Raw genomic sequence first — 12,094 nt, 5'->3', positions numbered from 1 at the left:
GAGACTGAAATGGGTTTTGCAAATTTGACGTATAAGCTGACGGCCGGGTCTGAGGCTTCCGATCCCAAAGCCGCCCGCCGGGTTGCGACCCATGTCACCGCCCTCACTGCGACGAAGCTGGCCGATGGTTTGATTGATCCCAAACTGGTGCTGGCCTGGCTGATGAACGCAATCGGTGCGCCGGGCTATCTGATTGGGGTGCTGGTCCCGGTGCGGGAATCAGGATCGCTCCTGCCGCAGCTCGTCCTTGCCCAGCGGATCGAACAAAGCCGATATCGCAAATACTATTGGGCTGCCGGATCGGCGCTTCAAGGTCTCGCTGCGCTTGGCATTGCCGCCGCTGCCCTGCTGCTACCAGGTGTCATGGCAGGCTGGGTCATTCTGGGCTGCCTTGCCATGCTGGCCCTAGCGCGGTCGGCGTGTAGCGCCAGCTACAAGGACATCCTGGCTCGAACCGTGGACAAGGGCAAACGGGGGTCCGTCTCGGGAACGGCGGGAACCGTCGCCGCCAGCGGTGTGTTTCTGTTTGCGATTTTGCTCAGCACCGGGCTATTGCCCCGCAGCCCGATGGCCATCTCGCTGGTTGTTGCCGTATCAGGCCTGCTTTGGCTCGGTGCCGCTGCCGTCTTTGCACGATTGAACGAGCCAGAAGCCGAGCCTCAGTCCGAAGAAGGATTCAGCCCGCAGGAGCTGTTGCGCCCGTTGCGGCAGGACAGCGAGTTGCGGCGTTACATCGGCACCCGGGCGCTGCTGATCTCAACCGCCTTGGCGCCGCCGTTTCTGGTGATGCTTGGTGGACGCGACGCCGAAAGCGGCTTTGGCAATCTCGGGCTGCTGGTGCTGGCCTCCTCCATTGCTGCGATTGTCTCCTCCTACATCTGGGGCAAGCTATCGGACCGATCAAGCCGCCAAACCCTGATGGTGTCGGGTGCGCTGAGCGCTGTGACGCTAGCGGCGGCGGCGGCGTTCGGCTGGGGTGAGGGCGTTGTTGCCAGTGCCTTGGTGGCCTGCTTCGTCTTTGTCGCCCAGATCGCCTATCAAGGCGCGCGCGCCGGTCGAAAAACACATCTGACCGATATGGATACGGATGGTCACACATCGGTCTATACCGCACTTTCCAACACGATGATTGGCGTGCTGTTGCTGCTGGGTGGGGGCTTTGGGCTGCTGGCGGATGCTGTTGGCGCAGCACCGGTTCTGGCGCTCCTCGCCCTGCTTAGCGGGCTGGGAGCGGCACTTGGCTCACGGTTGAGCGAAGTGCAGGAGGATGCCGAAGGCTAACACCCCAACTGGCCCGCGTCATCTCCCTGTCGCCTCCCCCGATCCCATCGCTCCGTTAGGCGGCGTGGGGAGCTGACATGCGATCCGCTGTCAGCTTGTCTGCACGTGGCGCGTCACCCGGTACAGAATGGCCGGTTTCCACCACAGCGCGGCGCTCGGCATCAAGCCCGGCCCCGAACAGGATCACAAAAGCAGACAACCACATCCAGGTCAGCAGAACGATCACCCCCGAGAGGGCGCCAAAGGTCTCGTTGTAGCTGCCGAAAGCTTGCACATAGAGGCTGAACCCGATGCTGCCGACGACCCAAAGCGTACAGCTCAGTATCGCGCCGGGCGTGAACAGCTGCCAGCCATCCCCCGACCGGTCCGGTCCAAATCGATAGAGCGCCGAAATTCCAGCGATGCCGACTGCGAACATCAGGGGCCAGCGCAGGAGTTGGGTCACCATCGACAACAACGCTGACTCGCCCAGGAGCGCAGCCGCGGCGGGTATCGCTGCAACGACCAGCAGCAGGACACATCCGCCAATAATGGCCGTGAAAGTAATGCCGACAGTCATCGCCTTCAGAACGATGAAACTGCGCCCCTCCCGGGTGCCAAAAATCACGTTCAGCCCCTGGATCATACTGTCGGTGCCACGCGATGCGGACCAAAGCGCCAGAGCAGCGGAGATTGCGGCGGCCCAGCCCAGCGACTCTGGGCGCGCGCCCGCTACCTGCACCAATTGCTGATTGACCAGATCCGCAGCCGACGGTGGCAACAGCCCGGTCAGCCAAGCAGCCTGTGCAGTGATCAGGGTTGGATCCGCAATCAGACCAAACAGAGCAACCGCTGCCGTAATGCCTGGAAAAACCGACAGGAGGCCGTAAAAGGCGACTCCGGCGGCGAGCAGCCCGCCGTTGGCCTGTCCCATCCGGCCCCAGGCCCGCCAGAGCAGTTTCGCAAACGACGCCAGTTGCGCAAGCGATCCATCCTGTGTCTGCCCGCTCCGGTCCCGTCCGGGGTCACTCGGTGGACCGCTGCGGTCGAGGTTGGGGGCTGTTTTCGACTGGTCGGTGGTGGTGGTCGTCCCCGACTTGGAGGTTGAGCTGTGATCTGACTGTTTTGGCATGAGGCTGTCTCCCGCGTTGCCAACTCAACGCAGCAAGATGGCGTTTTGTTTCTTGGAACTTAGCCTTTGCCCGCGAGTTGAGGTTTTGACGCAATCCAATTGGAGACAACCATGAGCCACTTCACCCATCACCCGGCTGCTTCCCACGATCTGGTGGTCATAGGAGGCGGTTCCGGCGGGCTGGCGGCCGCCAAGGCGGCAGCGCGGCTGGGGGCCTCGGTCGTGATGATCGAACAGGCTGAGCTGGGCGGAACCTGCGTCAACCGCGGCTGCACCCCGAAGAAGCTGATGTGGAAAGCCGCGGCCCATCGCCAGAGCCACCGTGATATGGCCAAGGTTGGCCTGACGGCCTTGCCCGACTTTGATTTCGCCGCGCTGCGCCGTCGCTCCGATGCCAAGATTGACCACCTCAACCACCACTTCGAGGATCAATTGCAACAGGCCGGTGTGCGCCTGCTGCGCGCCACTGCCGAGATTGGCGAAGCGGGCCAGATTCACGCCGGTGGTGAGGTTTTCCAGCCCGGAAAACTGTTGCTTGCGACCGGGGCGCGCCCGCGCGCGTTGGATATTCCGGGCGGTGATCTGGCCGCCACAAGTGATGATGTCTTTGGGTGGAGTGATTTACCGGGGCGGCTGCTGATTATCGGCGGCGGCTATATCGGATGTGAGTTCGCCAGTATCTTCGCGGCTTTTGGCAGCGAGGTGCAGCTGATGACCGATGGCGACAGACTGCTTGATCAATTTCACGCACCGGCGATCGCCTGCGTGCAGGCCGGTCTTCAGAAACAGGGCGTCACCATCGGCTTTGGCCGCAAGCCGAAGCAGATCGACTTCAACGGGACAATGTTCAAAGTCAGCTTCGACGATGGCAGCATCCAATATGCGGATCAGGTGATAGCCGCCATTGGGAGAGTACCAAACACCGACACCCTTGGGCCAGGGGTGCAGGGCATCGTCCATGCGAAATCCGGCGCGCTGGCCATTGATGAGCATTTCCAAACATCCATTCCCGGCATCTACGCGGTCGGCGACGCTGCCGACCGTCTGCCGCTTACCCCTGTGGCGACGCGAGACGGCGCTTGTTTTGCGACCCAACACTTTGGCGACGGCGCCGCACAGGTAGATCTCAATCTGGTGCCGCAGTCGGCCTATACCATCCCGCCGGTCGCGCAGGTCGGCCGGATGGATCAGACAAACACCGGCGGTGAACAGGTGTCTGGCCTGTCCAGCGATGTGCTGGACGACGGCACGGCTGCCAACTCGTTCTTTGACAGATCGTTCAACGGCCCCCTGCTGAGCGGCGTGGCGCTGGTCGATCACGCAGCACCGGAGCTGATCGCCCCCTTCGCCGCGTTGATCGCAAGCGGAGCCACCGCAGACGATCTTGACGCAGTCGTCGGCATTCACCCCAGTTTTGCAGAAGAGACGGTCGGCCCGTAAGATACCGCGGACAAAAAAAGACGCGATCCGCTCTGGGTCGCGTCTTTTTTTGTCTGCTCTTATCGGAGGCGTCGTCCGGTCAGTCGCATAGCGTCCGATCGATGAGCGAAAGCCCCAGCAAGAACATTGAAATCAGGAATACCACGTTGGCAGCAAATGCCGCCCCTGCCGCGACACCACCAAATGCCAGTACTGCCGAAGCAGCTGCAACCAGAGAAAAAACCAGTGGCCAATTCATCATCGATCATCCTCGTCTCTATCCGTTATGGTTCTGCAAACACAACGTTTTTGACAGGAAAAGGTTCCGAGACTTGGCCGGTCCTACGCCTGACTGGCGCGTACCGGGTCTGAAACAGACGCCTATTTCTCGTCAATCTCAGGCTTGATCTGCGCGTAGGTCAACACGGTGAAAACCGCTGTCCCGCCGATGATATTGCCCACCAAGACCGGCAGGAAAAAACCAAAGACAGCCTGCCCCAGAGGCAGCATCCCCTGCACCATCAGAAACGCCATCTCAACCGAACCCGCGACGATATGGGTGAAGTCCCCGGCGGCAATCAGCCAGGTGAAGATGACGATCAGGGGGATTTCGCTATGCTGCGCAGAGGGCAGCATCCAGACAATTGCCGCAATCAGGATCCCCGACGGGATACCGCTGATCATGCCGATAAACGGAGGCATTCCGGTGGCGTGTTCGCTGATTTCCACCATGGAGGCGCGCAGGGCCGGGTCCAGCACTGGGGTCAGGGCAAAGAACGACGCAATCAGGAAGGCCCCGACGACATTCGCAGCCAGCACCACCGACCAAAGCCGCGCGGTGCGCAGCAGGCTGGCCTTGTCCCCGCGCAACATGACCGGCACCACGGTGGTAATGGTGTTTTCGGTGAACAGCTGCATTCGGCCAAGAATGACCATCAGAAAGCCTAGTGAATATCCAAGGTTCTCAACAAGCGGGGACCAGCTGGCATCTGGCAGATGGGTCTTGAAAACGGCCTTGCCCAACACCGAGAAGCTGATCAATAGCCCGGCAGCGATGCCAGACCACCACAGCGCCCGCACGGGTCGCTCCAATTCTTCCTCACCGTTGCGACGAATGGTTTCAAAGATCAGCCTTGGAGACAGGCCTGTTGCCTCTTCGACGGCCTCATTCTCGGACTCTTCCTGGATGAGGTCTTCGCCGGACGTCTTGGCCTCGATCATCTGCAACTCCTGTTTTCCGTATCCAGTTCAACGCCCAAGCGTCCCAGTCGGTTCCGCCGCGCGGAACCTTTTTCACGCCGGAGCGTTAGCCCAGAGACCTGTAACGGGATACGCCGATGACTGCCGAGATCAGCGCCACACTGATGGACCAATTGACGAGGTGGCTGGAAGGCGCCATCGATGCGCTACCGCGTCTGGCCGTTGCCATCATCGTTCTGGTGCTGACAGCTGCGCTGGTCTGGGCGGCAAAAACGATCATCCGGCGGCTCAGCAGCCAGCTGAAACTGCGACGCAATCTCTGCGACGTGTTACAGCTCCTCGCCAGCGTCCTGCTATGGCTTATCGGCAGCCTGATCGCAGTCACCGTTGTTTTCCCCACGATCACGCCGGGCAAGGCGCTGACCACCCTTGGCCTTGGGTCGGTGGCGATTGGCTTTGCCTTCAAGGATACCTTTGAAAACTTCCTGGCTGGTATTCTGCTCCTCCTGCGAGAACCCTTTCAAATCGGCGACTTCATCGAATGCGAGGGTGCCGAGGGCAAGATCGAGGCGATCACCGTGCGCGACACCCGGATCCGTCAGACAGACGGCCAGCTGGTTGTCGTTCCCAACGCGCAGCTGTTCCACAACGCCGTCACCGTGCGCACCAACCGCGAGCTGCGGCGCGCCACGCTGATCTGCGGCGTCGCCTATGGCGAAGACGTCGATACCGCTCGTGATGTCATCTCAAAAGCGGTCAGAGGCGTCGATTTGGTGCGCAATGACGTGCGCGACATTCAGGTCTTTGCCAAGAGCTTTGGCGCGTCCTCCATCGACTTCGAAATCACCTGGTGGACCGGGTCCGAACCGGTGGATATCCGCGCCAGCCGGGATCAGGTTGTCGGTGCAGTGAAATCCGCCCTGGACGATGCGGGTATCGAGATTCCCTTCCCCTACCGAACCCTGACGGTCAACGCGCCGATCCCGGTCGATATTGCCGCGGCGCAGAAACCCAGTGCGTGACCCACACCCCTGTGGCCGAGCGCTGGACCACTGTTTGCGATCATCAAACGCTCCTAGCCACCAGGCCGCAATTCACTCTACCATCGCGCTGGGATGATGGCGATTTAACTCAACCTTTGATTGTATTTCATGCTATTCAAACCTCCCTGAAACGGAGGAGTACTTGCTATGAATCTCGGTTTACTGGAAGAGAACGCTACCGCATCAGCGACGCAGAAGCTGACCTATGCTCTCAAATGCGCGGCCTATGACGACGCCTATCTTCGCATGGATGGCAGCGGTGTCGACGCGCCCGCCCCTGAAGGCGCCGGAACGGTCAACGCGCAAATCGGCGCAAGTTCATGGGAGCAGTTTATTCTGACACCGCAGGACGACGGTACAGTCGGCCTGCTCTCAGCGGCATGGAACAATTGCTACGTGCGCATCGGCACCCCATCGCCGGGAGAGATCAAACCGATCAACTGCCAGTTCGGTTGCGGCGGGCTCGAGCGCTGGATACTGCGTGTCGTCGGCGCCAATTATTTCGCCTTCGAATGCTCGACATTTGCTGGCTATTATCTGTCGCTCAACACGGAGGGCGCAACGACGTTCGGCAGCAACGGCGTCGGCGTCGCCCAGGGCATCCAGGTGCTGAACGACAATGCCACATTCGAGCTTGTGTCAAACGCTGGCTGACGCTGTATCCCGGCCACCTCCCCGTCGTGGAGGGGTGGCCGATAACTTGTTTCTATTGCCAGAGCATCTGTCGACGATCACATCTTCGGCCGGGTCGCCCAGCCTCTTGAACGCGCGCCACCATATCCTCAGCCCTCGGTGCTGACCGGCAGGTCCATGCCGTGTTCTTTCAGCAGGGCGTGGCGGCGGGCGGTTTTGAGGTCTTCGCGCACCATTTCGGCGCACATCTCCTCAGTGGTGATCTCCGGCTCCCAGCCCAGTTTCTGCTTTGCCTTACCCGGATCGCCCAGCAGCGTCTCCACCTCGGCGGGGCGGAAATAGCGCGGATCGATGCGCAGCACCACATCGCCCACCTTCAGCGCCGGGGCCATATCGCCCTCAATCGCGGTCACGGTGGCAATTTCCGCTTCGCCTTCGCCCGAAAACGCCAGCGTCAGCCCCAGCTCCTGCGCCGACCAGGTGATGAACTGGCGCACCGAATATTGCTTGCCGGTGGCGATGACGAAATCCTCGGGCGCCTCCTGCTGCAGCATCATCCACTGCATCCGCACGTAATCCCTGGCATGGCCCCAGTCGCGCAAACTGTCGATATTGCCCATATAGAGACACTCCTCGAGGCCTTGCGCGATATTGGCGAGGCCGCGGGTGATCTTGCGCGTCACAAAGGTCTCGCCCCGGCGCGGGCTCTCGTGGTTGAACAGGATGCCATTGCAGGCATAGATGCCATAGGCCTCGCGGTAATTGACCGTGATCCAGTAGGAATAAAGCTTGGCCACCGCATAAGGGCTGCGCGGATAAAACGGCGTGGTCTCGCGCTGCGGAGTTTCCTGCACCAGGCCGTAAAGCTCGGATGTTGAGGCCTGATAGAAGCGGGTCTTTTTCTCCAGCCCCAGGAAACGGATCGCTTCCAGCAGGCGCAGGGTGCCGATGCCGTCCACATCGGCGGTATATTCCGGCGCCTCGAAACTGACGGCGACATGAGACTGCGCGCCGAGGTTATAGACCTCATCCGGTTCGATCTCGCTCAGCAGCCGCGTCAGGTTGGAGGTATCGGTGAGATCGCCGTAATGCAGCTTGAAGCGGGCATGATCCACATGCGGATCCTGATAGATGTGATCCACCCGGCTGGTGTTGAACGACGACGCCCGCCGCTTCAGCCCATGCACCTCATAGCCCTTCTCCAGAAGAAACTCCGCAAGGTAGGACCCATCCTGACCCGTCACACCGGTGATGAGGGCTTTTTTAACACTTGGCATTTTGCTGTCCGTTGTTTCTGGAAATCGCCATCGGCCGCAGCTCAGGCTGCGCGGTCATGAATGCTCTTGGGACGCGCAACCGCCTTGAACGCGTCGGTGACGCAGGTCACATCCGCCGTCGACAAATTATGGTGGTTGGGCAGGTAAATCCCATAGTCGTGAATCAGATCTGCGTTTGGCAGCACCTGATGCCCGTAATGCCGGATCCAGAACGGATGGCGCGCGATATTTCCGCAGATGAGCGGTCGACACTCGATATCCTGGTCCCTGAGGTGCTCGAATACCTCCATCCTGTTCTCCACCAAGGTGCCATAGGCGAAGGAGGATAACAGCTCAGTCTCGCTGTCCTGACGATAAAAACCCCGCAACTGCGCGGCGTAGATGTCAAAATTGCGTTCGCGAAGCCGACAGATATCATCGAGTTTCAGAATTTGCTGACGCCCGATGAAGGCCTGCAGATCCGTCGAGCGCAGGTTAAACCCGGCGTAGTAGAAGGTGTAAAGGTTGCGGAAATCGTCGATATTGTGGTCTTGCTGCAGCTGATCGCGCAATGTCGGGTTGAGATCCCGGCTCCAGCCATGAGACCGCAGCGACAGCATGACCTGATGGAGCTCACTGTCATCGGTGACAACCATCCCCCCTTCGATCGTCGAGATATGATGCCCGTAATAGAATGAGAAACTGCCCGCAGTCCCATGACAGCCGAGTTTTCGCCCGTCGCTGACCGATCCCAGGGCTTCGCAGCTGTCCTCCAGCAAGAGGACATCATACCGTTCGCAGATGTCCCGGATCGCCGCCATATGGTTGGCGTGACCAAGCACATGCACAAGGATCAGCAGGGCCGGAGCCTCCTCCTTGCAGAGCCGTTCGAGATGATCCAGATCCAGCCCGAGATTGGTCGGATCGCAGTCGCAAAGCCGCACATCAAAACCGAACTGGATAAGTGGGGACACCGTGGTCACCCAGCTGACGGCGGGCGCGATCACCTTGTTGTTCCGCAACCGTCCGGCTTCGCGCGCGGCATATATCATCAGCAGGTTTGCAGACGAGCCCGAGTTCACAAATACCGCATGTTTGCAGCCCATCCATGCCGCGAACTCGGCTTCGAAGGCGGTTGTTTCTTCCGCCTTTGTCAGGCGATTCCCCGCCATCATCCAATCGGCGGTCTGCTGGAGTTCCCGCCGCGAGATGGTGTCCTGGGCCAGGGTGATCGGCCGCGGTGGCTGAAAATTCTTCATGCTTGCGCCCCTCTAACAGCCTGCATCGCCTTTAACTCGACGTAGTAATGTCGCACCTCGTTGTAAGCGGCGGTGATGTTGGCGGCCTTCTTCTGATCTTTCAGCGCGTCGATGGTGATCGAGCCATCATGAGCCCGGAAACTGGCAAGAGGTTCCTTCACAAAGCCAACCTTCGGATATCGCAGCATCGATAGCAGCGAGGCGAAGATATCTGGCCCAACCCCGTGGTATTCGCTGTTTTGCAGCGGTAACCGCCCCTGGTAGAGCGCATCGATCAATACCTGGCGCCGAAACAGAGCCGCGCCGGGGGAGATCAGGGATCCGACGATGTTTTCCTCCGCCAGGCGGTTCTCAAAAATACCCGTATCCGGCAGCCATCCCAAGAACTGCGTCATCATCTGCTTGCCGGTTTTATTGTCGACAACCTCAGCCCCGGTGAAGGCAAAGCCGACATCATCGCTGAGGACAGTCAGGCATTTTTCAATGAAGGTCGGAGCAATCCAGTCATCGTCATACTGCAGGTGGACAAATTCGCCAGATGCATGCAGGACGCCCTCAAGCCAGCAAAAATGCGGGCCGAAGTCCTTTTCCCGCCGGACGTAGATGATCTTATCACCATATTCCGCGGCAACCTGCGGCGTATGATCGGTCGACCCGTGATCTACGACGATCACTTCGCAGGCGACAGTCTGATCAAGCGCACTGTCGATTGCTTTGGGCAGCATATCCGCACGGTTAAATGTGGGAACTACAATGGAAACTCTCTTAGTCATGGCGTTCTCCAAGGATCGCACGCAGGCGCGTGACATCGGCCTCTAGCGTGTCGTTCTGGCCCAGGGGCCGTATGTTCAAAGGGAAAGGAGCAAGGGATTGGGCAAAATCTGCAACCGTCATCGCACACCCGGAGCCGACGTTGACCGGCCCCTCGGCATCCGAAAGAGCGAGTTCGACAATAAGGCGGGCCGCCTGTGCGGCGGGCAGAAAATCCCGCCGACTGTCGGCACCGTAGAGGTCAAACGGCGCCTCCGGCACGGCGGTCTTCAACCGAGTGACAAGCGTCGGGCGCAGATAGCTTCCAGATTGTTCAGGGTCGTGGATCGAAAACAATCTGGCGATGCAGAGCGAGCGACCCGTCGCGGCGCAAATCTGTTGCGCAGCCAGCTCTGCCATCCGCTTGGTCTGACCATAAAGTGAAACCGGTTCGATGGTATCGGTTTCGAAAATTGGCGTCTCTTTGCTCGCATAGACATGGCTGGAGGAACACAGAAGCATCCGGGCATGAGTATTGCCAAGCGCAGCCAGAAGGTTGATCGTGCCGCCTACGTTCACAGCAAAGGCGCCGCCGGGATCACCCTGCACCGCCTTGACCGGCACCATGGCAGCAAGGTGGATGACCAGATCAAGCGGGCCCGCCGTGTTGATAACCTGGGCAATCTCATCGGGTTTTGTCAGATCTGCGGTGTTTCTGATCACAACCGCATCAGGCGCAAGCTCTGCCAGAGCAGCCATGGCGTGGCGGCCAACGATACCGCCGCTGCCGGTTATGAAGATACGTTGCGACATGGTCACTGCATCGAGATGCTTTGGGCCGCGCCATGCGCTCTCAACCCCATTGAACGAAATTTCGCGGCCAGCTCCGCACTGGCTCGTTCGATTTTATTCAGCGCGACAGGGTCTGGGACACCAGCCGCGGGAGCAAGGCCGGGCCATTTGGAAAAATCTCCCGAGGTGATGAAATCGGCAAAGGAAGCGCGACTGATCCCGTGATCACGCAGATACTCATTGTCCTGGTGCGGGCGGAATTCGGCCTGGGATGTCTCGTCAGAATAGTACCGGCCGACCACCATCGGGATCCGCGTGAACTTGCGATTATTCTTGGCAAGGACCTGCCAGAAGATGGCATCGCCAATCGATTTGATCGGTGTCTGGTTGCCGAAGTAGCTCGGATACCACGGGCCGACCTGCTCCAGGCTCCACAGTGTGGCAGGTCCATATGTTCCCCGCTCAGCCGTTCCGCTGCCAAGCCGCAGATTTGATTGTTTCTTCGGCGGCCAATCGGCAGCGAAGCAGGTATCCCAGAGGTCTTCGACAGCAAACTTTTGGTCGAGGTGACTTTCATCAAAGCTGACGAGCCATTCACCACCAACCAATGCGGATTTGGTCGCAATCGCTGCGGCGACCATCGCCTGAACGGCATTGGTGGCCAGGCGATCATCCATATTAAGGTTCATGATATATTTGGTACGTGCCAGTGCAGTTGCTGCGGACCAGGCCTCGTAGATTGTGAGCGGCTCGTCAAAACTGTGCCAGGGCGCGTCCAGCCACTCGGGGGCAACATCACCATTGTCAAAGATGTAGCAAGGCTCAACCGGGATCGACTGTGCCTTCAGATTCTCCCAATGAGATCGCAATAACTCGTGCTTGTTCGGCTGCTTATGCCAGACGGCGCAGAAAACCGTCACCAGAGGACGATCGTCTGTATCTGGATCAGGAGCATTGAAAGAGCGAAACTGCATGTGACCGGTTCTCCAGCAAAGCACGCGCAACGAACTGCGCTCACGATCCCGAAGATACGCCCATAAGAAATAAATTTGAGTTAAGTCGCGTCCGTTTCTAAAAGTCCCCAGCGACAATAGCCTGAATCCTAGTGGAAGAGCAGGACCGCGACGCGGCCTCCGGTGCAAAAGATCGCAAATGCTAAGGACCTGTTAGGGCTGAACGAGCGCTTGCAGTATCAAGGTCGCCCTTTCTTCGGATCGCGCCCGCCGTTGCGGTCAAGCGGGCTTGCGGCGGGGATTTCCGCGCTGAAGTGTACCGCTTTGGTTTGGCGCGCCTCGTTTCATGACTGGTATGATAGCTGTAGGCGCTGGGGCGCTATTTTACTTCGGTGTT

The 12,094-nt window shown here is 59.5% G+C and carries 12 protein-coding genes; 4 read left to right on the top strand and 8 right to left on the bottom strand.

Annotated features, from left to right (window positions below):
• Positions 1-9 precede the first annotated feature (9 nt).
• A complete protein-coding gene (locus VWY75_RS02145; protein ID WP_416541606.1) occupies positions 10-1,281 on the top strand; it encodes an MFS transporter in 1,272 nt (423 codons plus the stop codon).
• Positions 1,282-1,336: 55 nt separating this feature from the next.
• Here the strand turns inward: VWY75_RS02145 and VWY75_RS02140 are convergent, their stop codons facing one another.
• Positions 1,337-2,392, bottom strand: a complete 1,056-nt coding sequence (locus tag VWY75_RS02140) for a YihY/virulence factor BrkB family protein (protein ID WP_416537125.1) — start codon at positions 2,390-2,392, stop codon at positions 1,337-1,339.
• A 111-nt stretch (positions 2,393-2,503) separates the two neighbouring features.
• On the opposite strand from VWY75_RS02140, the gene VWY75_RS02135 reads away from it, so the two are divergent.
• Positions 2,504-3,832, top strand: coding sequence for a dihydrolipoyl dehydrogenase family protein (locus tag VWY75_RS02135; protein WP_416537124.1), 1,329 nt, complete (start codon positions 2,504-2,506; stop codon positions 3,830-3,832).
• Between the two features lie 79 nt (positions 3,833-3,911).
• On the opposite strand, the gene VWY75_RS02130 is transcribed toward VWY75_RS02135, so the two are convergent.
• Positions 3,912-4,073: a DUF1328 domain-containing protein gene (locus tag VWY75_RS02130; RefSeq protein WP_416537123.1), complete on the bottom strand. Its 162-nt coding sequence runs from the start codon at positions 4,071-4,073 to the stop codon at positions 3,912-3,914.
• Between the two features lie 119 nt (positions 4,074-4,192).
• A complete protein-coding gene (locus VWY75_RS02125) occupies positions 4,193-5,032 on the bottom strand; it encodes a formate/nitrite transporter family protein (RefSeq protein WP_340544127.1) in 840 nt (279 codons plus the stop codon).
• Between the two features lie 116 nt (positions 5,033-5,148).
• Here VWY75_RS02125 and VWY75_RS02120 point away from each other — a divergent pair, with 116 nt between their 5' ends.
• Positions 5,149-6,033 (top strand): mechanosensitive ion channel family protein, encoded by an 885-nt coding sequence (locus VWY75_RS02120; protein WP_416537122.1) that lies wholly within the window; start codon positions 5,149-5,151, stop codon positions 6,031-6,033.
• Between the two features lie 168 nt (positions 6,034-6,201).
• Positions 6,202-6,708, top strand: coding sequence for a fascin domain-containing protein (locus tag VWY75_RS02115; RefSeq protein WP_416537121.1), 507 nt, complete (start codon positions 6,202-6,204; stop codon positions 6,706-6,708).
• Positions 6,709-6,836: 128 nt separating this feature from the next.
• Here VWY75_RS02115 and gmd read toward each other — a convergent pair whose 3' ends face one another.
• The 5 genes from gmd to VWY75_RS02090 are packed head-to-tail and all read right to left on the bottom strand — an operon-like array spanning position 6,837 to position 11,835.
• Complete coding sequence (gene gmd, locus VWY75_RS02110) at positions 6,837-7,964, bottom strand: GDP-mannose 4,6-dehydratase (protein ID WP_374015412.1); 1,128 nt, start codon at positions 7,962-7,964, stop codon at positions 6,837-6,839.
• Between the two features lie 41 nt (positions 7,965-8,005).
• Entirely contained in the window at positions 8,006-9,202 is a 1,197-nt protein-coding gene (locus VWY75_RS02105; protein WP_416537120.1) for a DegT/DnrJ/EryC1/StrS family aminotransferase, read from the bottom strand.
• Entirely contained in the window at positions 9,199-9,975 is a 777-nt protein-coding gene (locus VWY75_RS02100; protein ID WP_416537119.1) for a glycosyltransferase family 2 protein, read from the bottom strand. Before VWY75_RS02100 ends, VWY75_RS02105 begins: the two co-directional genes overlap by 4 nt.
• Positions 9,968-10,765 carry an NAD-dependent epimerase/dehydratase family protein gene (locus tag VWY75_RS02095; protein ID WP_416537118.1) on the bottom strand — a complete coding sequence of 266 codons (798 nt, stop codon included), beginning with the start codon at positions 10,763-10,765 and terminating at the stop codon, positions 9,968-9,970. The genes VWY75_RS02100 and VWY75_RS02095 overlap by 8 nt, the downstream gene beginning before the upstream one ends.
• A gap of 2 nt (positions 10,766-10,767) precedes the next feature.
• On the bottom strand, positions 10,768-11,835 hold the full coding sequence (locus VWY75_RS02090; RefSeq protein WP_416537117.1) for a glycosyltransferase family 2 protein: 1,068 nt from the start codon (positions 11,833-11,835) through the stop codon (positions 10,768-10,770).
• Positions 11,836-12,094 lie beyond the last annotated feature (259 nt).

This window comes from Phaeobacter sp. JH20_08 (genome assembly GCF_048056635.1).
Taxonomy (GTDB): Bacteria; Pseudomonadota; Alphaproteobacteria; order Rhodobacterales; family Rhodobacteraceae; genus Phaeobacter; species Phaeobacter bryozoorum.
The sequence above is the reverse complement of the archived record's forward strand: the minus strand, read 5'-3'. Positions and strand labels throughout refer to the sequence as shown.

Bases quoted from the DNA above. Each gene is read 5' to 3' on its own strand.
- VWY75_RS02145 (WP_416541606.1), top strand. From the start codon at position 10: ATGGGTTTTGCAAATTTGACGTATAAGCTGACGGCCGGGTCTGAGGCT.
- VWY75_RS02140 (WP_416537125.1), bottom strand. From the start codon at position 2,392: ATGCCAAAACAGTCAGATCACAGCTCAACCTCCAAGTCGGGGACGACC.
- VWY75_RS02135 (WP_416537124.1), top strand. From the start codon at position 2,504: ATGAGCCACTTCACCCATCACCCGGCTGCTTCCCACGATCTGGTGGTC.
- VWY75_RS02130 (WP_416537123.1), bottom strand. From the start codon at position 4,073: ATGATGAATTGGCCACTGGTTTTTTCTCTGGTTGCAGCTGCTTCGGCA.
- VWY75_RS02125 (WP_340544127.1), bottom strand. From the start codon at position 5,032: ATGATCGAGGCCAAGACGTCCGGCGAAGACCTCATCCAGGAAGAGTCC.
- VWY75_RS02120 (WP_416537122.1), top strand. From the start codon at position 5,149: ATGACTGCCGAGATCAGCGCCACACTGATGGACCAATTGACGAGGTGG.
- VWY75_RS02115 (WP_416537121.1), top strand. From the start codon at position 6,202: ATGAATCTCGGTTTACTGGAAGAGAACGCTACCGCATCAGCGACGCAG.
- gmd (WP_374015412.1), bottom strand. From the start codon at position 7,964: ATGCCAAGTGTTAAAAAAGCCCTCATCACCGGTGTGACGGGTCAGGAT.
- VWY75_RS02105 (WP_416537120.1), bottom strand. From the start codon at position 9,202: ATGAAGAATTTTCAGCCACCGCGGCCGATCACCCTGGCCCAGGACACC.
- VWY75_RS02100 (WP_416537119.1), bottom strand. From the start codon at position 9,975: ATGACTAAGAGAGTTTCCATTGTAGTTCCCACATTTAACCGTGCGGAT.
- VWY75_RS02095 (WP_416537118.1), bottom strand. From the start codon at position 10,765: ATGTCGCAACGTATCTTCATAACCGGCAGCGGCGGTATCGTTGGCCGC.